Origin of the sequence: Cryptosporangium sp. NPDC048952 (assembly GCF_043197895.1) — a bacterium.
Taxonomy (GTDB): domain Bacteria; phylum Actinomycetota; class Actinomycetes; order Mycobacteriales; family Cryptosporangiaceae; genus Cryptosporangium.
In genome coordinates, this window is sequence record NZ_JBICTY010000003.1 from 189,854 (window position 1) to 210,040 (window position 20,187).

Sequence of the window (20,187 nt, forward strand, 5' to 3'; positions counted from 1 at the left end):
TCGGAGATGCCATGACGGCCACGCTGTCCCGCCCGGACGTCGAATATCGTCCTGACCCCGTTCGGCCACCGGGCCGATTGCGTCGGTTAGTCCGTGGGTCGGAAACGGCGCCTGCTTGGCACCGGCCGTCGTTGTTCGCGCTGTTGCTGGGCACCGCGGTGCTCTATCTCTGGAACCTCTCGGCGTCCGGGTACGCGAACGATTTCTACGCCGCGGCGGTGCAGGCCGGCACGCAGAGCTGGAAAGCGCTGTTGTTCGGCTCGTTGGACAGCGCGAACTACATCACTGTCGACAAGCCGCCCGCCGCGCTGTGGGTGATGAGCCTCTCGGGGCGCCTGTTCGGCTTCAACAGCTGGAGCATGCTCGCGCCCCAAGCCCTGATGGGCGTCGCCGCCGTCGGGCTGCTGTTCGCCGCCGTGAAGCGGTGGTTCGGCCACGCGGCCGGGCTCTTCGCCGGTGCGGCGCTCGCGCTCACGCCGGTCGCCGTTCTCATGTTCCGCTTCAACAATCCCGACGCTCTGCTGACGCTGTTGTTGGTGGCTGGCGGGTATTTCGTGGTGAGGGCGGTGGAGTCCGGCCGGACGGGCTGGCTGGTGCTCGCCGGATCCGCGCTGGGTTTCGGCTTCCTCACGAAGATGCTCCAGGCGTTCCTGGTGTTGCCGGCGTTCGCGTTGGTGTACCTGGTGGCGGGGGCGCCGCGACTGCGCCGGCGGATCGGGCAGTTGCTGCTCGCGGGGGTGGCGCTGGTGGCGTCGGCGGGCTGGTGGATCGCGCTGGTCGAGCTGTGGCCGGCGTCGTCGCGTCCGTACATCGGTGGGTCGGATGGCAACAGCGCGCTCGAGTTGGCGCTCGGATACAACGGGCTGAGTCGATTGACCGGTGGCTCAGGTAATGGCGGCGCTGGTTTCAGTGGGACCGCTGGGGTGTTCCGGCTGTTCAACGAGAACATGGGTGGCCAGATTTCGTGGTTGCTGCCTGCTGCGCTGATCGCCCTGGTCGTGGGGTTGGTGTGGACGGCGCGGCGGCCGCGTACCGACCGCACCCGGGCCGGGTTGATCCTCTGGGGCGGCTGGATGGTCGTCACCGGGCTGGTGCTCTCGTTCATGGAGGGCACGGTGCACGAGTACTACACGGTCGCGTTGGCGCCGGGTGTGGTCGGGACGATTGCGATCACCGGACAGCTGCTGTGGCACGAGCGCCGGGCGATCGTGGCGCGGATCGCGCTCGCGGCGATGATCGCGGCGACCGGGGTGTGGAGCTATGTCCTGCTCGACCGGACGTCGGACTGGTACGCGCCGCTGCGGTACGTCGTGGTGATTGGTGCGGTGGTTGCGGCGATCGCGCTGGTAGTTGGTGGGCGCTGGAAGAAGCTCGCTACGGTCGCAGTGCTCGTGGGTGTGCTGACCGGGCTCGCCGGCAGCGGTGCCTACGCCGTGCAGACCGCGGCCACCGCCCACTCCGGCAGCACCCCCACCGCCGGTCCGGTCTCGACGGCGACGATGGGCGGCCCGGGTGGCGGCGGAGGCAACCGCGGCGGCACTCCGCCGTCGGGCACCCTGCCGTCCGGCGGCGCGGGTGGCCCCGGCTCGACGTCGTCTGGCAGTTCGACGTCGTCTGGCGGCTCGACGTCGTCTGGCGGCTCGACGTCGTCTGGCGGCTCGACGTCGACGGGCGGGTCGGCTTCGGGCGGGGCGTCGAGCGGTAGCTCGGCGGCGGGGAGCCGGGCTGGGGGTGGCAGCGGTGCTACGAGCGCGGAGTTGACCGCGTTGTTGGCGAAGTCGGACGCGACCTGGGCCGCGGCGGTCGGAACCTCGCAGTCCGCGGCCTCGCTGGAGCTGAGCACCGGCAAGGCGGTCATGTCGATCGGCGGCTGGAGCGGTAGCGACCAATCCACGACCCTCGCGCAGTTCCAGGCCCTGGTGAAGGCCGGCAAGATCGGCTACTACATCGCGACCGGCCAGGGCGGCGGCGGCATGGGCGGCGGAGGCACCGACTCCGTCCTGAGCCAGATCGCGACCTGGGTCGAAGCGAACTACACCGCCACGACGGTGGGCAGCACCACGGTGTACGACCTCACCACCTGATCACGACGCACCCGCTGATCACGACGTACCTGCTGGCCGCGGTTTCCACACCGCGGCCAGCAGGCCGTACCGCTCGGTGTCGTCCCCGGCGTCTTCGAGCCCATCGATCAGTTCCTCGATCGCAGCCGTGACCTCCCGAGCCTGCTCCGCTGTGAGCCGCACGGTCCGCAACCGCCCCCCGATCTCCTCCCCAGCGGCGAGATCGTCCGCCACCGCGCGCACCATGACCGGCGTTGCCTCCGGGTTGTTGAACGTCAACCGCCGCGCCGCCCGCTGGTAGTAGTGCTCGGTTCCGCCCCGAACCGTCCGACTCTCCGCGATCTCCACCAGATGCGCCGTGTACAGCACGTCCATGTGATGGGCGATGTTCCCCTTGCGCTGATCGAGCGCCCGCGCGAGCTGGCTGATCGTCGCCGGCTTCTGCCCGATCGCCATCAGGAGCCGATGCCGCAGCGGATGCCCCAGTGCCTTGTACTGGGCCGGGTCGGAAATCTCCATCCGCTCTTCCATGCCCCAAGAGTCAAGAACTCTTGACGCTTTGTCAAGTGCGCTGCTTCACTGTGGACATGCGACAGGACGAGATCTCCACCGTGGTCCAGCAGGTCGTCGACCTGACCATCGCTCACTACGTCTTCCCGGACGTCGGGCCGCAGGTCCGGGACGTGCTCACGGCGGCGCTGTCCGCCGGCCGGTACCCCGACGGCATCGAGGCGGCGGAGCTCGCGACGCTCGTCACCGAGGATCTGCAGACGATCAACGGCGACAAGCATTTACGCCTGCTCCACAGCGAGGAGCCGCTACCGGAGCGGCTCGAGGAGCCGGCCGTCCAGCTCGCGGCGATGGCGGGCTGGGCGCGCAGCGTCGGCGGCGGCATCGGGCGCGTCGAGCGGCTCGACGGCAACATCGGCTACATCGACGTGGCGCCGGTGCTGTTCCCTCCGACGTTGAGCGGCAACGCCATCGCCGCGGCAATGACGCTGGTCGAGGGGTCGTCGGCGCTGGTCGTCGACCTGAGGCGCTGCCGCGGCGGTGATCCGGAAGCGACCACGGTCTTCCTCAGCTACCTGTTCGATCCGGAACCGATCCACGTCAACGGCGTCTACTACCGGGCCGACGACACCGTGCAGCAGTACTGGACGCAGTCGTACACGGCCGGTCCGCGCTACGGCTCGGAGCGGCCGGTGGCCGTGCTGACCAGCGCCGGTACGTTCTCCGGCGGCGAGGAACTGGCCTTCGACCTCCAGGAGCTGAAGCGCGCGACGCTCTTCGGCGAGGTCACCCGGGGCGGGGCCAACCCCCGGAAGGGGTACACCGCGCACCCGCATCTGGAGGCGACGATTCCGGTCGGCCGGTCGGTGAGTCCGCGTACCGGCGAGAACTGGGAGGGCGTCGGCGTGCAGCCCGACGTCGAGGTGGCGGCGGAGGCGGCGCTGGGCCGCGCGCTGGAGCACCTGCGGGCCGCCTCGTGATGCGGCTGGCCGAGATCGACGCGATAGTGGCCCGGACCCTCGAGTCACTCGACCAGTACGTGTTCCCGGACGTGGGCGAACGGGCCGCCGAGGCCGTGCGGACGGCGCGGCACCGCTACGTCGACGGCCTCGAGCCGGAGGAACTGGCGAAGCTCGTCACCGAGGATCTGCAGTCGATCAACGGCGACAAGCACCTGCGCCTGCAGTTCACCGCGGACGAGTTGCCGCTGTCCACGGGGGAGAAGGCCACCGACGACGCGGCGGAGTACGCGGCTGAGGCGCTGGAGGCGGCGCGCGGAGCCGGTGGCGTTCCGAAGGTCGAGCGGCTCGACGGGAACCTGGCCTGCATCGAGATCGAGACGCTGTGGCCGCCGGTGATCGCCGGCCCGGCGATGGCCGCGGCGATGACGCTCGCCGACGGCGCGGACGGTCTCGTGCTGGATCTGCGCCGGTGCCGGGGCGGGTCGCCGTACATGGTCGCGTTCGTCTGCAGCTACCTCTTCGGGCCCGACCCGGTGCACCTCAACGACATCTACTTCCGGGAGTCCGACGAGACGAAACAGTTCTGGACGCAGTCGCACGTGCCGGGGCCGTGGCTGGGCACCGAACTCCCGGTAGCCGTCCTGATCAGCAGCTTCACGTTTTCCGGCGGCGAGGAGCTCGCCTGGGACCTCAAGGAGCTCGACCGCGCGACGCTGATCGGCGAGACCACGCGGGGCGGCGCGCATCCGGTCGACCGGATCCAGATCCATCCGCACCTGCGGGTGACGATCCCGGTGGCGCGGTCGGTCAGCCCGCGCACCGGCGGCAACTGGGAGGGCGTCGGCGTCGTGCCCCACATCGAGGTGCCGGCCGACCAGGCGCTCGCTCGCGCCGTGGAGCACCTGCTCGCATAAGGTTTCCACGTGGATTATCCGTGGTCTGAAGGCGCGGCGACCGGTGTCGGGTCGATGCCGGGCACCGACGTGATCGAAAGTGTCCGCACGGTGCTGGGCGAGCTGCCCGACCTGCCGCACCTACACGAGCTGCCGGGACGGGGTCCGGGCTCGGACCTGATCGGCCGCGGGGCGTCGTTCCTGGTGGAGTTGCCGGTCGATCTGCAGCCGTCCGGGTGGCGGCTCGTCGATCGGCCCGGCCGCGACCTGCGTCGCGCGCTCGACCTGTTGGAACGCGATCTCGACACGCTCACCGAGCACGCCGAGGGCTACTCCGGGCTGCTGAAGGTCCAGGCCGCGGGGGTGTGGACGCTGGCAGCGTCGCTCGAGCTGCACAACGGGGTGGCGGCGGTGTCCGATCCGGGGGCCGTGCGCGATCTGGCCGAGTCGCTGCTCGACGGGCTGCTCGCGCACCTGGCCGATGTCCGGCGGCGGGTGCCGGGGGCGTCGCTGCTGCTGCAGCTCGACGAGCCGACGTTGCCCGCGGTGCTGTCCGGGCGCATCAAGACCCCGAGCGGGTACGGGATGGTGCGGCGCCCGGAGGAATCGACAGTCGAGTCGATGCTGGCGACGCTGGTGGAGAAGGTCGGCGTGCCGGTGGTGTTCCACTGCTGTGCGTCGGACGTGCCGTGGGGTTTGTTCCGGCGGGCCGGAGCCGTGGCGGTCTCGGCGGATCTGACGCTGCTCGGGCCCGCAGACGGGTGGAACGCGCGGACCATCGACACGATCGGCGAGGAACTCGACGCCGGGCTCGGGTTGTTCGCAGGCGTGGTGCGCGCAGTGGCGGCGCCCGCCGGGTCGAGCGCGGGGAACACCGCTGATCAGCGCGTTGCCGCTCGCGCGCGAGCACGAGAATTGTCGGACCCGGCCGCTAGCGTGGTCGGAGTACGGACGTTGTGGCAGCGGCTCGGCTTCGATCCGGCGTCGCTGGCGAAGCAGGTGGTCGTGACGCCCACCTGCGGGCTGGCCGGTGCCACCGACGATCGTGCGCGAGCTGTGCTGACACAGGTCCGCGAAGCCGGTCGCAGCCTGGTCAGGGATCCGGAGGTATGAGCGTGGAAGAGACCGCCGCACCGTCCGCTGAGTTGGCTGATCCGGCTCCGCCAGAGACACGGAAGCAGCACGACGCGCTGGCCGAGGAGATCCTGGGCCACCAGTTCGCGTACTACGTTTCCGACGCGCCCACGGTCTCCGACGCCGACTACGACCGCATGATGCGTGAGCTCGAGGCCATCGAGGAGGCGCACCCCGGCCTGCGGACGCCGGAGTCGCCGACGCAGCGGGTCGGCGGCACGTTCTCCACCGACTTCACCGCTGTCGATCACCTCGAGCGGATGCTCAGCCTCGACAACGCGTTCAGCGCGGAGGAGCTCACCGAGTGGGCCGAGCGGGTCCACCGCGAGGTCGGCACCGAGATCCACTACCTCTGCGAGCTGAAGATCGACGGGCTCGCGATCAACCTTCTCTACGAGAACGGCCGCCTGACCCGGGCGCTGACCCGCGGCAACGGCGTCACCGGCGAGGACGTGACGCTCAACGTCCGCACGATCGCCGACGTACCCACAGTGCTCTCCGACGACGGCGGGCACGACGTCCCGGCGCTGGTCGAGGTCCGCGGCGAGATCTTCTTCCCGGTCGAGGCGTTCGGCGACCTGAACGCGAGCCTGGTCGAGGCCGGCAAGGCGCCGTTCGCCAACCCCCGCAACGCGGCTGCGGGCTCGCTGCGTCAGAAGGACCCGCGGGTCACCGCGTCCCGGCCCCTACGGATGCTCGTGCACGGCATCGGCGCCCGCGAAGGCTTCACGCTCACCCGGCAGTCACACGCCTACGACCGGCTCAAGGCCTGGGGCCTGCCGGTGTCTTCGCACTACAAGGTGCTCGACACGCTCGACGAGGTGCGCGCGTACATCGCGAACTTCGGCGAGAACCGGCACTCGGTCGAGCACGAGATCGACGGCGTCGTCGTCAAGGTCGACGAGGTCAACGCGCAGCGCCGCCTCGGGTCGACGTCCCGGGCACCGCGCTGGGCGATCGCGTTCAAGTACCCGCCGGAAGAGGTGAACACCAAGCTCCTCGACATCCGCGTCAACGTGGGTCGCACCGGCCGGGTCACCCCGTACGGCGTGATGGAGCCGGTGCTCGTGTCCGGGTCCACGGTCGAGATGGCGACGCTGCACAACGCGAACGAGGTCAAGCGCAAGGGCGTCCTGATCGGCGACACGGTCGTGCTGCGCAAAGCCGGTGACGTGATCCCGGAGATCGTCGGCCCGGTCGTCGACCTGCGCGACGGCACCGAGCGCGAGTTCGTCATGCCGACGCACTGCCCCGAGTGCGGCACCGAGCTGCGGCCGATGAAGGAAGCCGACGTCGACATCCGGTGCCCGAACTCGCGGTCCTGTCCCGCGCAGCTGCGGGAGCGGATCTTCTTCCTGGCCAGCCGGTCCGCGCTCGACATCGAGGCGCTCGGGTACGAGGCGGCCATCGCGCTGACCCACCCGGATGCGCCGGAGGCCCCGCCGATCGCCGACGAGGGCGACCTGTTCGCGCTCACGCCCGACGCCCTCGCGGACGTCGCGATCAAGCGCGTGAACAAGAAGACCGGTGACGAGGAGCTCGTCTCGTTCTTCTACACGAAGGGCACGCCGAAGGTGCCGTCGGTGCCCACCAAGAACACCGAGCGGTTGTTCGCCGAGATCGCGGCGGCGAAGGAGCGTCCGCTCTGGCGCGTACTGGTCGCGCTGTCGATCCGGCACGTGGGGCCCACCGCCGCGCAGGCGCTGGCCCGGTCGTTCCGCTCGATCGACCGCATCGCCGAGGCGAGCGCGGAGGAACTGGTCACCGCCGAGGGCGTCGGTCCGACGATCGCCACCGCGGTGCACGAGTGGTTCGCCGTCGAGTGGCACCGCGAGATCGTCGAGAAGTGGCGCGCGGCCGGTGTGCGGCTCGAGGAGGAGGCGGTCGAGGAGGGGCCCCGCCCGCTCGAGGGGGTCAGTGTGGTGGTCACCGGGTCGCTGGAGGACTTCAGCCGTGACTCGGCGAAGGAGGAGATCCAGAACCGCGGCGGCAAGGTGTCGGGCTCGGTGTCGAAGAAGACCGGGTTCGTGGTCGTGGGGGAGTCCCCGGGTTCCAAGCACGACAAGGCCGTCCAGCTCAAGGTGCCGGTACTCGACGAGGCCGGCTTCAAGATCCTGCTATCCGAAGGCCCCGAAGCCGCCCGGTCGGTAGCCACAATCGGCGACCCAACCGCCACCCCGGAGTCCGCGGAGGCCCCGGAGTCCGCGGCCGGGTCCGACGCCTAGGGCGCGATCGGGTGCCGAGGGGGTAGCGCTAGGTCTACCCCCGGCTCGGTACGGGGCTCCACTGTGTTCGCGGTGGCTACCCGGCAGAGTGGTGGCATGACGCGAAACGGGGAGCCGGGGCGATGGGGGCGGCCGCTGGCGGCTGCTTGCGCGGCGGCGGCGGTCCTGATCGGACTGGTGCTGGCGGCGTCCGCGGTGCTCGGTGGGGCCGGCGGTGTGCCGGTCGCATGGGTGCTGCTGTGCTGCGTGCCGGGCGCGGGGTTCGAGGGTGCGCTGCTCCGCACGACTCCGCGTCACCGTGCCGTGCTGGTCGTCACGGTGGTCGCGGCGCTGGTCGCGGGTGCGGTCGTGTGGTCGGGCGGTGCGGCGCTGCTCGCTGCGGTCACGGCGCTGACGTACGTTCCGGTCGTGATCGCGAACGTTCTGCCCAGCCGCGGGGTCCGCGCGCCCGCCGCCGTGTTCCGCGTGCTGGTCGCGGTCGGCCTCCTCGGCGTCATGCCGGCCACGGACACCGCAGCTCCCGCGTTCTGGAGCGTCGCAGCCGCCGCCACCGCGACCGCCCTCACGATCCACGCGCTACACCGCCAGTCGTCCCCCCGCCCCACCCCGCTCACCCTCCGCCCCTGACCCGCCCGAGCGGTCGCCTTCGGGCGGGCCAGGACGCGCCCGAACGGGACCGCTCGAGCGGCGCGCCCACATCCGACGCCCGCGCCGTAAGCGGTCGCGTTCCGGCCGGCCGGGGCACGCCCGAAGGGGACCGCTTCAGCGGGGTGGAACACGTGGCGGACGGGATCAGGCGGTTACGCCTCCGTCCAGGACCAGGTCGTGACCCACCGTGAAGCCGGCGTCGTCCGAGGCCAGGTACAGCACGGCCGCGGCGACCTCCGCCGGTGACCCGGCGCGTCGCAGCGGCACCACCCCGGCCAGGCGTGCGTCCCGGTCGGCGATCGTCTCGCCCGGCCCGAGCGACATCGGCGTATCGATCGGCCCGGGACTGACCGCGTTGACCCGGATGTTGTCGCCGACGTACTCCAGCGCCGCCGTACGCGTCAGCACGCTCACCCCGGCTTTCGCCGCCGCGTACGCCCCGAACCCCTCCCGGCGCGAGTGCGCACCGATGTTCGACGCGACGTTCACGATCGCGCCTCCACCGTGCGCCCGCATGTGCGTGACCTCGTGCTTCAACGCGAGCCACAACCCGGTGAGGTTGGTGGAGACCACCTCCGACCAGTCGTCCTCACTCAACTCGGCCAGCGGCGCGATCCGCCCCAGCAGCCCGGCGTTGTTCACCGCGACGTGCAAGCCACCGTGCCGCTCCACGGTGGCCGCGACCGCCGCGCGCACGTCGTCGCCCGAGGAAACATCAGCCACGACGGCGGAGGCCTTGCCGCCGGCTGCACTGACCTCCTCCACTGTCGCGTCGAGCGCCGCAGCCCGGCGTCCCGCCACGACGACCGTGGCCCCCTCGCGCCCGAACGCGATCGCCGTGGCGCGCCCGATGCCCGAGCTTCCGCCGGTGACCAACACGACCTTGTCGGTGAACCGCATCGTTTCCTCTTTCGACGGTGAGAGTGCGTGCGCGCTCATCATGCCGATTCTGTAACGAGCGGTCTAGAACCTTTCCCGAGATCACCGCCCAGCGTCACGACCCGGTCCGCCTCGGCCGCGAGCCGCAGATCGTGCGTGATCAGCACGGTCGTACGGCCGGCCATCAGCCGCCGCAACGGCCCGAGCAGCCGACGGACAGCAGCGGCGTCCAGGCCGGTCGTGGGTTCGTCCAGCACGAGCACCGGCGCATCCCGCACCAGCGCACGAGCGATCGCGACCCGCTGCCGCTGGCCACCGGACAGAAAGCGGCCACGGTCGCCGAGCACGGTGTCGTACCCGTCGGGCAGGCGCCGGACGAATGCGTCGGCGTCCGCGGCCACCGCGGCGGCCACGATCTCCGCGTCGGTCACGCCCGGGCGTCCGAACGCGATGTTCTCCCGCACGGTGCCGTGCAGGATCGTCGTCTCCTGGGGGAGCAGCGTGACGTTGTCCCGCAGCGCGTCGAGCGAGAGATCGCGCAGGTCGACGCCGTCGAGCAGCAGCCGACCCGACGCGGGGTCGGCGTAGCGCAGCAGCAGTTTCGTGAGCGTCGACTTGCCGGCGCCGCTCGGGCCGACCACGGCGACCGTGCGGCCCGCCGGGACGTGCAGCGACAGGCCCCGCAGAGCATCGCGCGTGGCACCCGGGTACCGGTAGCCGACGCTACAGAGCTCGAGGTCGCCGCGAACAGCGCCGAGACGCCGGGCACCATCGGTGACCTCCGGCGCGGTGTCGAGCAGCTCGGTGACGCGCTCGCCGGCCGCGCGGGCGGAGGCCAGGCTGAGCGCGAGATGCCCGAGGCTCTGCACCGGCGGATACAGGTAGCTGATGAGCCCGGCGAACGTCAGCAGGCCACCCAGCGTGAGCCGACCGGCGCCGATCTCCCAGGCGCCGACGCCGACGATCGCCAGCACGCACAACGTCTCGACGACGCTGACCAGCGGACCGTACGCACCGGACAGCCGGGCCTGCGCGATCCGGATCCGGGCCCAGCGACCGCCCGCGGACGCGACCCGGCCGGTGACCAGGTCCTCACGGTTGTACGCCTGCACCAGCGCGACAGCGGACACGCTCTCCTCGACGACGGCAGTGACCGCGCCGTTGGTGCGGCGCTCGTCGTCGGCGACGGCACCGATCCGTCGGGAGAAGCGGCGTGCCGCGAACCAGAGCACCGGCGCCGCTGCGAACGTCAGCAGCGCGAGTTCCCAGCGCAGGATCAGGGCGGCCACGCCGAACGACACGACGCCGAGCACTGACGAGACCGCTCGCACCGGCCCCGACCCGACGATCTCCTCGACTTCCTCGACGTCGTCGGTGAGGCGGGCGATCAGATCGCCGTGTTCCATCCGGTCGATCGTGCCGGGGGAGAGGCGGACGACGTGTCCGAACACGTGGTCGCGCAGCCGGGCGACGAACCCTTCCGCGGCCGACGCCGAGAGCCAACTCCCGACGAACTGGGCGGCGCCGCCGAGGATCGCGGCGCCGAGCCAGAACAGTGCGAGCGGAATCAGCGCCGCGAGTATTCCGGTCGTGAGTACGTCGTCGGTGATTCGACCGAAAACCCAGACGCCGGCGAGTTCGCAGCCGGTGGTCACCAGAGCCGATACGGTGACGCCGATCAATTTCCATTTGTCGACGCGCATGAGTGGCCAGTAGCGCCGGAACAATTTCATAAGCATTTTCGGTCCGAGGGTTGGGTGCCCCGCGCCGCCCGGGGTGGCGGCGCGGGGACGCTCAGGTCAGTCGCAGTCGCGCTGCGAGGAAGCCTGCTGCTCGGTGCGACGCTTCTTCTTGCGGTCGGCCTTCGGCGCGGGGGTGGTAACCGGCTTGGCGGTGGGGGTGGGGAGCGCACGGAAGCTCATGGGAAGAATTCCTTTCGGTTTCTCTTGTTCGTCGCTTTCTTGTGGCGACACGACGAACAATAGGGTTCCGAAATTCAGCGGAAGCTGTCCCTGATGTAAGAAATGGATCAGTCGTCGGTGTTGCGGCGCATTCGCTTGGTCTGCGAGCGCCGGGCCTTTTCGCTCAGGCGGCGCTCGACCGATCCGCGGCTCGGACGCGTGGGGCGGCGCGGCCGCGGCGGTGGCGCGATCGCCTCGGCCAGCAGCGCGGCGAGGCGCTCCTCCGCGGCGAGGCGGTTGCGGTACTGCGAGCGGTGCTCGGATGCGGCGACCGTGACGACCCCGTCGACGAGACGCCCGGCCAGCCGCTCGCGCGCACGGTCCTTGAGCACGGGGCTGAGCGCGGAGCTGTTCTCCAGGTCCCACGAGAGCTCGACGCGGGAGTCCGCGGTGTTGACCGACTGCCCACCGGGCCCGCTGGACCGGGAGAAACGCCAGTAGAGCTCGGCCTCCGGAACGACGACCGAGCCACGGATCTTCAACGGCCCCGGCACATCCACAGCCTCCCACGCCCCACCGACGCCTTTTCGTGGGCGGCCCGCCGCCCTCGACGGGCTCCAGGTTCGAGCACTCGCGCCTGGCGGCACTCGACAAGCTCATGGCGAGCTAGGTTGGGCGCATGCGCGTAGTCATCGCTGGTGGGCACGGGAAGATTGCTCTGCGGCTCGAGCGGCTGCTGAGTGCGGACGGTGACCAGCCGGTCGCGCTCATCAGGAACCCCGATCACGTGGCCGACGTCGAGGCGGCAGGCGCGGAAGCCGTCGTCCTCGACCTGGAGAAGGCCTCGGTGGACGAAGTGGCCGCCGTGGTGCGCGGCGCCGACGCTGTCGTGTTCGCCGCCGGCGCGGGCCCGGGAAGCGGCGCCGCGCGCAAGGACACCGTGGACCGTGGCGCCGCGGCCCTGCTCGCCGACGCCGCAGAGGCCGCTGGCGTCGACCGGTACCTGATGGTGTCGGCGATCGCCGTCGACAAGGAGCCGCCGCCCGGCACCGACGAGGTCTACGCCGCTTACTCGCGCGCGAAGAAGGCCGCCGACGACGACCTGCGTGCCCGCAAGCTGGCCTGGACGATCATCCGGCCCGGCGCCCTCACCGACGATCCCGGCACCGGCCGCGTGGCGCTCGACGTCGAGGTGGAGCGGGGTAGCGTCCCCCGCGACGACGTCGCCGAGGTGCTGCTGGCCGCGCTGCGCCGGCCGTTCACCGCCGGTCTCACGCTCGAACTGGTCGAGGGTACGGTCCCGATCGTTCCGGCCCTCACCGACGCGGCCGGTGACCGCGCCTGACGCGCCCGTAACGCGGTGTGAGCCGTACCGGCCCGCGCCGTAGGATGCACCGAAGCTCAATGCTCGACATACGAAAAGCTCGAAGTACGAAATGCTCGACATACGAGGGGAAGCATTCGCATGCCCGCCATCTCCCGCGAGGAGGTAGCGCACCTCGCCCGGCTCGCCCGGCTCGCGGTCAGCGACGACGAGTTGGACGTGTTCGCGGGTCAGCTCGACGTGATTCTCGGCGCGGTCGCCCGCGTCGGTGAGGTCGCCGCCGACGACATCCCGCCGACCAGCCACGCGGTGCCGCTCACGAACGTGCTCCGGCCCGACGAGGTCCGCCCGTCCATCGACCGGGAGATGGTGCTGCTCGCCGCCCCCGCGGCCGAGGACGGCCGGTTCCGCGTTCCGCGCATCCTGACCGAGGAGGAGTGAGGGTGCCCGACACGGATCTCACGCGTCTCACCGCCACCGACCTCGCCGCGAAGATCGCGGCCGGTGACCTCTCCGCGGTCGAGGTAGCCAACGCCCACCTCGACCGGATCCGCGCCGTCGACGGTGACGTCAACGCGTTCCTCACGATCGACGAGGACGGCGCGATCGCCTGCGCCGAGTCCGTCGACGACAAGCGCGCGAACGGCGAGCCGCTCAGCCCGCTCGCCGGCGTCCCGCTGGCGCTCAAGGACGTGGTCGTCACCCGCGGCCTGCAGACCACCTCCGGATCGAAGATCCTCGAGGGCTGGATCCCGCCCTACGACGCGACGATCACGCGCAAGATGCGCGAGGCCGGCATCGTCATCCTGGGCAAGGTCAACATGGACGAGTTCGCGATGGGATCGTCCACCGAGAACTCCGCGTTCGGCCCCACCTCCAACCCCTGGGACCTCACCCGCACGCCGGGCGGCTCGTCCGGTGGCTCCAGCGCCGCGGTCGCCGCGTTCGAGGCGCCGCTCGCGATCGGCACCGACACCGGTGGCTCGATCCGTCAGCCGGCCGCCGTCACCGGCATCGTCGGGCACAAGCCGACGTACGGCGGCGTCTCGCGGTACGGCCTGATCGCGTTCTCCTCGTCGCTCGACCAGGCCGGTCCGTTCGGCCGCACGGTGCTCGACACCGCGTTGCTGCACGAGGTCATCGCCGGGTACGACCCGTGCGACTCCACCAGCCTCGACGTCCCGGTCCCGCCGGTCGTCACCGCTGCCCGCGAAGGCGCGCACGGTGATCTGTCGGGGCTCACCGTCGGCGTGGTCAAGGAGCTCGGCGGCGAGGGCTACGAGCCCGGCGTGGAGGCCGCGGCCAAGAACGCCTACGCCAAGCTCGAGGAGATGGGCGCCAAGGTCGTCGAGGTCTCCTGCCCGAACTTCGGCTACGCGCTGGCGGCCTACTACCTGATCGCGCCCAGCGAGGCGTCGTCCAACCTGGCCCGCTTCGACGCGGTCCGCTACGGCCTGCGGGTCGGTGACGACGGCATCCACAGCCTCGAAGAGGTCATGTCGCTGACCCGGGAAGCCGGGTTCGGGCCCGAGGTCAAGCGTCGCATCATGATCGGTACGTACGCTCTGAGCTCGGGCTACTACGACGCCTACTACGGCCAGGCGCAGAAGGTCCGCACGCTGATCAGCCGCGACTTCGCCGCCGCGTTCGAGACCTGCGACGTGCTGGTCAGCCCGCCGACGCCGACGACGGCGTTCAAGCTGGGCGAGCGCGTCAACGACCCGATGGCCATGTACGCGGCCGACCTGTGCACGCTGCCCGCCTCGCTGGCCGGCATTCCGGCCATCTCCGTTCCCGCTGGTGTGGCGAAGGCCCCGGGAGCGGGCAACGACCTGCCGGTGGGCCTGCAGATCATGGCCCCGGCCCTGGCCGACGACCGCTGCTACCGGGTGGCCGCCGCGGTCGAGGCGTCGCTGGGTGTGCTCGCCGACCGCGCTCCCGCGCTGGAGGGATCCAAGTGACGGTAGACGTCCTCGAGCGCTACGAGCCGGTCATCGGGCTCGAGACGCACGTCGAGCTGGGCACGAAGACCAAGATGTGGTGCGGCTGCGCCACCGAGTTCGGCGCTGAGCCGAACACGCAGGTCTGCCCGGTGTGCCTGGGGCTGCCGGGCTCGCTGCCGGTCGTCAACGCGGCGGCGGTGGAGGCGACGATCCGCATCGGACTCGCGCTCAACTGCTCGATCGCGACGTGGTGCCGGTTCGCGCGGAAGAACTACTTCTACCCCGACATGCCGAAGAACTACCAGATCAGCCAGTACGACGAGCCGATCTGCGTGGACGGTTACCTCGACGTCGAGGTGGACGGCGAGATCATCCGGATCGAGATCGAGCGCGTCCACATGGAGGAGGACACCGGGAAGACGCTGCACGTCGGCGGCTCCACCGGTCGGATCCACGGGGCCACGCACTCGCTCGTCGACTACAACCGGGCGGGCATTCCGCTGGTCGAGATCGTCACGAAGCCGATCCCGGGCACCGGAGAGCGTGCTCCCGAGGTCGCGCGGGCGTACGTCACCGCGCTGCGTGACGTCATCCGCGGTCTCGACGTTTCCGACGTCCGGATGGAGCAGGGGTCGATGCGGTGCGACGTCAACACGTCGCTGAACCGGCACGGTCAGCCCTGGGGTACGCGGACCGAGACGAAGAACGTCAACTCGCTGCGCTCGGTGGAGCGGGCGGTGCGCTCGGAGATGATCCGCCAGGCCGCGGTGCTCGACGCCGGCGGCTCGATCAAGCAGGAGACGCGCCACTTCCACGAGGACACCGGGGAGACGACGTCCGGGCGGAGCAAGGAGGAGGCCACCGACTACCGGTACTTCCCCGAGCCCGACCTGGTGCCGATCGCGCCCGATCCGGCGTGGGTCGAGGAGCTGCGCAAGACGCTTCCCGAGCCGCCCGCCGAGCGTCGCAAGCGTATTCAGCAGGCGTGGGGGGTTTCCGACCACGACTGGGCGTCGGTGGTGAACGCCGGAGCGGTGGAGCTCATCGAGAGCACGATCGCGGCCGGTGCGTCCCCGGAGGCGGCCCGCAAGTGGTGGATGGGTGAGCTCGCCCGTCGGGCGAACGAGACCGGCACCGAGCTGGAAGCGTTGCCGATCACCCCGGAGCAGGTCGCGGGCGTTCAAGCTCTGGTCGACGCCGGGCGCATCAACGACAAGCTCGCGCGCCAGGTGCTCGACGGGGTGCTCGCGGGAGAGGGAACGCCGGAACAGGTCGTCGCGGAACGGGGCCTGGAGGTCGTGAGTGACACCGGGGCGCTCGGGACGGCGGTGGACGAGGCTATTGCCGCGAACCCTGACGTCGCGGAGAAGATTCGCAGCGGGAAGGTCGCGGCTGCGGGCGCGCTCGTCGGTGCGGTCATGAAGGCCACCAAGGGCCAGGCCGATGCAAAAACCGTCCGCGAGCTGATCCTGGAGCGCCTCGGCGCCTCCTAGCTCGGTGAGCCGTGCACACTTTGGGGCCCTATAGGGCCCCAAAGTGTGCAGCGCTCAGCCGGCTAGGGCGTTCAGGGCTCGGTCTACGTCGGACTGCTGGGTGTAGAGGTGGCAACTGAAGCGGACTGCGCCGGCTCGGATGGCGGTGCGGATGCCGGCGGCGCGGAGGCGCTCCTGGCCGTCGGTGTCCATGGGCACCGACACGATCGCCGAGTCGCCGGGCGGCAACCCGAGCCCGGCGCGCAGCGAGTTCGCCAGCCCGACGTCGTGCGCGTGCACCTCGTGCATGTCCAGGTCGGCCAGGAGCCCCAGCGACGTGGCCGTCCCCACCCACGAGAACCACGCCGGCGACGTGTCGAACCGCCGAGCGTCGGACGCCAACCGCAGCGGCAGCCCGTAGATCGACGCCCAGATGTCGGCCCCGGCGTACCAGTTCGCCGCGTGGGGCGTCAGCGACTCCAACCGGTCGGGCCGCACGACCATGAAGGCGCTGCCCCGCGGTGACAACAGCCACTTGTACGCGCCACACACTGCGTAATCCACCCATGAGAGATCCAGCGGCAGCCACCCCGTGGCCTGGGTGGTGTCCAGCAGCACCGGTGCACCGGTAGCGCGCAACGCGTCCAGGTCCACCAGCGCACCATCCGCCGACTGCACCATCGACACCGCGACCAGCGAAGTCGTCTCCCGCACGGACGACGCCAACGACGCCAACGGCACCGAGCGGAGCGTCACCCCGGGCTGCGCCGCGAACGGGAACAGCAGCGAGGTGAAGTCGTCATCGGCGACCAGCACCTCGGACCCCGCCGGCAGCGACGCCGCGACCAACCCCACCAGCGGCGACACCGTCGATCCCGCCGCCACCGACGACGCCGGCACTCCGGCGAGACGAGCGAACGACTCCCGCGCACCCACCACCGAAACGTCGAAGTCACCGGCGGTGGCCCGCCCCACCGACCACGCGTCGATCGCGGCGCGTACCGCTTCGACAGTGACGCGCGGGGGAGCTCCGAGGCTCGCGGTGTTGAAGAAGCCCGGGTCGGGCGTGAACTGGTCACGGACGGCATCGAGGCTCAAAACGCTGGTAGTCACGAAATCGACGCTAACCCGCGAAGCGCCCGCCCGACCGTGCCATTACTGCGCGGACTGGCCTGGGAACCGTGCCGCCCACTCCTCGAGCGGTAGCTCCGCGCCCTACAAGCCGCCTGCGGCGGGATGAGCCCGACCGTGCTCACCACCCGCCTCGCGAACCGGCACCACCCCCACCGCGTGACCAGATGGAGCTACCGGGACGGCGAGACAGTCCTGGTGGCTAACGTCCGGCCGTCGGCGACCCCGTCGCGCTGAGCGACGGCGCCGGTGACGGGATCACCGGTTGCGTGTTCGGCGCAGAGGGGGACACGCTCACGGTGCCGCTCGGCGTCGCCGTGACCGTCGCCGTGGCGTTCCGCTCGCCGATGATCACCCGTCGCAGCTCCACCTGCGACTGCCCCGACCCGCTCACCGTGATCTCGTCGTACGCCTTGAGCGTGCCGTCCTGCGTGAAGTAGAGGACGGTCATCTCGAACGACTTCGGCGTGTCACCCTGGAGCCCGCGCAGCCCGGCCGCGCCGGTGGACCCCTCGATCATCAGCAGCGTGTCCTTGTCGAGTGCCTCCACTTTCCGCTCGTGGGTGTGCCCGGCCAGGATCAGCGGCCCGCGCTCCTCGAGCGGCTCGGCGGCGGCCGGCTCGTGGATCATCATCACGTCGACCGACTTCTCGTTCTCACGATTCCAGCGCTGCACGGTCTCCGCGAGGGCCTCACCGGACCGCGCCTCGACGTCCTTGCCGGCATTGTCGTCGCCGGTCGTCTTGTCGGGGGTGAAGCGGCTGCTGCCGGCACCGGCGACCACGAGGCCGGCCACCTCGCGCACGGTGTCGTCGAGAACGACCGCGTTCGGGTTGGAGCCGACCGCTCGTGCGACGTCAGCCGAGTCGTGGTTTCCGCGGATGAACACGTACGGCACCTTCAGCGCGGCGATGTTGCTCGCGTACAGGTTGGCCTCTGCGGCGCTGCCCCAGTCGGTGAGATCACCGGTGTCGAACACCGCGTTCACCTGGAACTGGTTGCCGATCGTGCCGATGACCTGCCACGCGGTGGGGTTGTTGTGCAGGTCGCTGACGTGCATCACGCGGATCGTGTTGGGGTCGGGCTGGTAGGTCGGCAGCGTCGAGACGGCCTCGTAGACCTTGCTCATGTTGGTGAGGATCTGCACGAGTTGGCCGCGGTACTGCCCGTAGTTGTCGTAAATCGAGCGGGCGTCACCGATGAGCGCGGGGATGTTGGTGAGCAGCCCCTCGTAGCGCGGCTGGCTCAGGCTGCTCGGCTTGAGCGTCGCGGCTGCGATGCCCCCGCTGCCGGCCAGCAGCACGAGCGCCATTCCGCCGGTGAGCGCCGTTCGTCGGACGTCGCGGAAGGCAATGGCGCCGAGCAGGACCGCCCCGAGCAACCCCGCACCGACCGCGCGCAGCGCGAGCGTTTCCACCGCCGAGCGGACGTCACCGGTGGTGAGGTCCGTGGCTTCCTCGATGCGTGCCGGGTCGGCGATCAGCTGCCGGGTCTCCGACTCGTTCAGCCCGTCGACCCGCGCGACCAGCCGGATCGGGCCGCTGTGGCTCTGGATCGAGATCGCGCCCAGCGGTGGGATGCGCAGCTGGGAGCCGCCGGTCAGCGACGGCTGCGCGGCCAGCTGCATCTGGAACGGCCCGATCTCGACCTCGGCGCGACCGCCGATCTGCAGCCCGATCGTCGTGCCGACCAGCGCGATGAGGAACGCCACCACCCCGGTACGCAGCCACTTCGGCCCGCGCAGCCGCTTCAGCCGCGCCAACCGGTGCCTACCGTGCGCAGGCGGTTCCGGGTCCGCTACTGCTTCCTGGTCCGACGTCATACGCGCGCCGTGGTCGGGCGCGGTCTCGTCGGAGTCGTCGGAGTTGCCGGTCGGAATCGAATCAGAACCCACGAAGTATTCTCTTTACCGGAATCGGGTGTCGGCTAACGCGCTACAACACGTCCACGCCGCTGGAGCCGGGCGGGATGATCCGCAGGATCCGGTCGTCGTCCACGGTGGGGTTGCCGCGACCGTCCCGATTGGACGTCGCGACCCACACCGAACCGTCGGGGGCGGACACCACCGTCCGCAGGCGACCGTACCGGCTCTGCAGCATCGGCCTCGGCGTGCCGTCGACAGTGCCCTTCTCCGCGTCGATCGTCACGACCCAGAGTCGTTCGCCCTTCAGCGCGGCGACCAGCAGATTGGACCCGACGACGACCGCGCCGCTGGGCGAGGCCACATCGGGCTTCCACGTCACGAGCGGTTTCGTGAACCGCTTGTCGGTGCTCATGCCCTCCACCGTGGGCCAGCCGTAGTTGCCGCCCTTGGTGATGACGTTGACCTCGTCCCACTGGTTCTGGCCGAACTCGGTCGCCCAGAGTCGCTTCTTCGCGTCCCAGGTGAGGCCCTGCACGTTGCGGTGCCCGCGCGACCACACGAGCGAGTTCGGGTAGGGGTTGCCCGGCGCGGGCCTCCCGGCGCCGGTCATCCGGAGGATCTTCCCGCCGAGGCTCTTGAGGTCCTGCGCGCGTCCGCGCTCCGACGCGTCGCCCGTGCCCGCGTACAGGTAGCCGTCGGGGCCGAACGCGAGCCGGCCGCCGTTGTGGATGCCGGACACCGGGATGCCGGTGACGATCGGCTGCGGCTGCTGTCCGAGCACCAGCGACGCGATGCGGTTGTCGGTACGCGTCGTGTAGTAGATGAAGACGGTCTTGTCGGTCGCGTACTTGGGCGAGACCGCGATGCCGAGCAGGCCGCCCTCACCGCCGGAGTAGGCGTCCTGGATGGTCTGGACAGGCGTCGCCCGGCCGCCGGGCGTGATCGACAGGATCCGCCGGGTGTCGCGTTCGGTGACGAGCGCGTTCCCGTCGGGGAGGAACGCCAGCCCCCACGGCACCTGGAGATTCTTCACCAGGACCTGGACGCCGACCCCGTCGTCCTCCGCCGAGCCACCGGGAGCCGTGGGCGACGCGCTGGGCGTCGGCAGGTTCGGCGATTCGCCGCTCTCCGTCTCGTCGGGAGCGCCGAGTGAGCATCCGGCCAGCGCCAGTACCAGGGTCGTCGCAGCGGCGACCAGCGGACGCAAGGCTCCGGACATGGCACGAGCCTAACCGGCC

General features: G+C 70.6%; 18 protein-coding genes. 10 read left to right on the forward strand and 8 right to left on the reverse strand.

Features of this window, described 5'->3' with window-relative positions:
* The first annotated feature begins 11 nt into the window (after positions 1-11).
* The gene (locus ACGFY5_RS16915) at positions 12-2,084 is read left to right on the forward strand and encodes an ArnT family glycosyltransferase (RefSeq protein WP_392720771.1); all 2,073 of its coding nucleotides are present in this window, start codon (positions 12-14) and stop codon (positions 2,082-2,084) included.
* Positions 2,085-2,102: 18 nt separating this feature from the next.
* Here ACGFY5_RS16915 and ACGFY5_RS16920 read toward each other — a convergent pair whose 3' ends face one another.
* A complete protein-coding gene (locus ACGFY5_RS16920) occupies positions 2,103-2,594 on the reverse strand; it encodes an ArsR/SmtB family transcription factor (protein WP_392720773.1) in 492 nt (163 codons plus the stop codon).
* A gap of 56 nt (positions 2,595-2,650) precedes the next feature.
* Here ACGFY5_RS16920 and ACGFY5_RS16925 point away from each other — a divergent pair, with 56 nt between their 5' ends.
* The 5 genes from ACGFY5_RS16925 (at position 2,651) to ACGFY5_RS16945 (ending at position 8,414) form a co-directional block, all read left to right on the forward strand.
* Positions 2,651-3,553, forward strand: coding sequence for a S41 family peptidase (locus tag ACGFY5_RS16925; protein ID WP_392720775.1), 903 nt, complete (start codon positions 2,651-2,653; stop codon positions 3,551-3,553).
* Positions 3,553-4,449 carry a S41 family peptidase gene (locus ACGFY5_RS16930; RefSeq protein ID WP_392722493.1) on the forward strand — a complete coding sequence of 299 codons (897 nt, stop codon included), beginning with the start codon at positions 3,553-3,555 and terminating at the stop codon, positions 4,447-4,449. The genes ACGFY5_RS16925 and ACGFY5_RS16930 overlap by 1 nt, the downstream gene beginning before the upstream one ends.
* A 54-nt stretch (positions 4,450-4,503) precedes the next feature.
* Complete coding sequence (locus tag ACGFY5_RS16935; RefSeq protein WP_392722494.1) at positions 4,504-5,541, forward strand: methionine synthase; 1,038 nt, start codon at positions 4,504-4,506, stop codon at positions 5,539-5,541.
* Entirely contained in the window at positions 5,538-7,787 is a 2,250-nt protein-coding gene (gene ligA / locus ACGFY5_RS16940; RefSeq protein ID WP_392720776.1) for an NAD-dependent DNA ligase LigA, read from the forward strand. Before ACGFY5_RS16935 ends, ligA begins: the two co-directional genes overlap by 4 nt.
* Before the next feature lie 96 nt (positions 7,788-7,883).
* Positions 7,884-8,414, forward strand: coding sequence for a hypothetical protein (locus ACGFY5_RS16945; protein WP_392720778.1), 531 nt, complete (start codon positions 7,884-7,886; stop codon positions 8,412-8,414).
* Between the two features lie 165 nt (positions 8,415-8,579).
* Here the strand turns inward: ACGFY5_RS16945 and ACGFY5_RS16950 are convergent, their stop codons facing one another.
* The 4 genes from ACGFY5_RS16950 to arfB form a co-directional block, all read right to left on the reverse strand.
* Positions 8,580-9,374: an SDR family NAD(P)-dependent oxidoreductase gene (locus tag ACGFY5_RS16950; protein WP_392720781.1), complete on the reverse strand. Its 795-nt coding sequence runs from the start codon at positions 9,372-9,374 to the stop codon at positions 8,580-8,582.
* Positions 9,374-11,017 (reverse strand): ABC transporter ATP-binding protein, encoded by a 1,644-nt coding sequence (locus tag ACGFY5_RS16955; RefSeq protein ID WP_392720783.1) that lies wholly within the window; start codon positions 11,015-11,017, stop codon positions 9,374-9,376. The genes ACGFY5_RS16950 and ACGFY5_RS16955 overlap by 1 nt, the downstream gene beginning before the upstream one ends.
* A 96-nt stretch (positions 11,018-11,113) precedes the next feature.
* Positions 11,114-11,236, reverse strand: coding sequence for a hypothetical protein (locus ACGFY5_RS16960; protein WP_392720786.1), 123 nt, complete (start codon positions 11,234-11,236; stop codon positions 11,114-11,116).
* A gap of 107 nt (positions 11,237-11,343) precedes the next feature.
* Complete coding sequence (gene arfB / locus ACGFY5_RS16965) at positions 11,344-11,769, reverse strand: alternative ribosome rescue aminoacyl-tRNA hydrolase ArfB (RefSeq protein WP_392720787.1); 426 nt, start codon at positions 11,767-11,769, stop codon at positions 11,344-11,346.
* 125 nt (positions 11,770-11,894) lie between these two features.
* Between arfB and ACGFY5_RS16970 the strand changes: the two genes are divergently transcribed.
* The 4 genes from ACGFY5_RS16970 (at position 11,895) to gatB (ending at position 15,975) form a co-directional block, all read left to right on the forward strand.
* A complete protein-coding gene (locus ACGFY5_RS16970; RefSeq protein ID WP_392720789.1) occupies positions 11,895-12,560 on the forward strand; it encodes an SDR family oxidoreductase in 666 nt (221 codons plus the stop codon).
* A gap of 120 nt (positions 12,561-12,680) precedes the next feature.
* Entirely contained in the window at positions 12,681-12,980 is a 300-nt protein-coding gene (gatC, locus tag ACGFY5_RS16975) for an Asp-tRNA(Asn)/Glu-tRNA(Gln) amidotransferase subunit GatC (RefSeq protein ID WP_392720792.1), read from the forward strand.
* A 2-nt stretch (positions 12,981-12,982) separates the two neighbouring features.
* Positions 12,983-14,500 carry an Asp-tRNA(Asn)/Glu-tRNA(Gln) amidotransferase subunit GatA gene (gatA, locus tag ACGFY5_RS16980; RefSeq protein WP_392720794.1) on the forward strand — a complete coding sequence of 506 codons (1,518 nt, stop codon included), beginning with the start codon at positions 12,983-12,985 and terminating at the stop codon, positions 14,498-14,500.
* Positions 14,497-15,975: an Asp-tRNA(Asn)/Glu-tRNA(Gln) amidotransferase subunit GatB gene (gene gatB, locus ACGFY5_RS16985; protein WP_392720795.1), complete on the forward strand. Its 1,479-nt coding sequence runs from the start codon at positions 14,497-14,499 to the stop codon at positions 15,973-15,975. The genes gatA and gatB overlap by 4 nt, the downstream gene beginning before the upstream one ends.
* A 54-nt stretch (positions 15,976-16,029) precedes the next feature.
* Here the strand turns inward: gatB and ACGFY5_RS16990 are convergent, their stop codons facing one another.
* From ACGFY5_RS16990 to ACGFY5_RS17000, 3 genes are all read right to left on the reverse strand, one after another.
* Positions 16,030-17,067, reverse strand: a complete 1,038-nt coding sequence (locus ACGFY5_RS16990; protein ID WP_392720796.1) for an aminotransferase class V-fold PLP-dependent enzyme — start codon at positions 17,065-17,067, stop codon at positions 16,030-16,032.
* 220 nt (positions 17,068-17,287) lie between these two features.
* On the reverse strand, positions 17,288-18,979 hold the full coding sequence (locus ACGFY5_RS16995; RefSeq protein ID WP_392720797.1) for a metallophosphoesterase: 1,692 nt from the start codon (positions 18,977-18,979) through the stop codon (positions 17,288-17,290).
* Positions 18,980-19,019: 40 nt separating this feature from the next.
* The gene (locus tag ACGFY5_RS17000; protein ID WP_392720800.1) at positions 19,020-20,168 is read right to left on the reverse strand and encodes a PQQ-dependent sugar dehydrogenase; all 1,149 of its coding nucleotides are present in this window, start codon (positions 20,166-20,168) and stop codon (positions 19,020-19,022) included.
* Positions 20,169-20,187 lie beyond the last annotated feature (19 nt).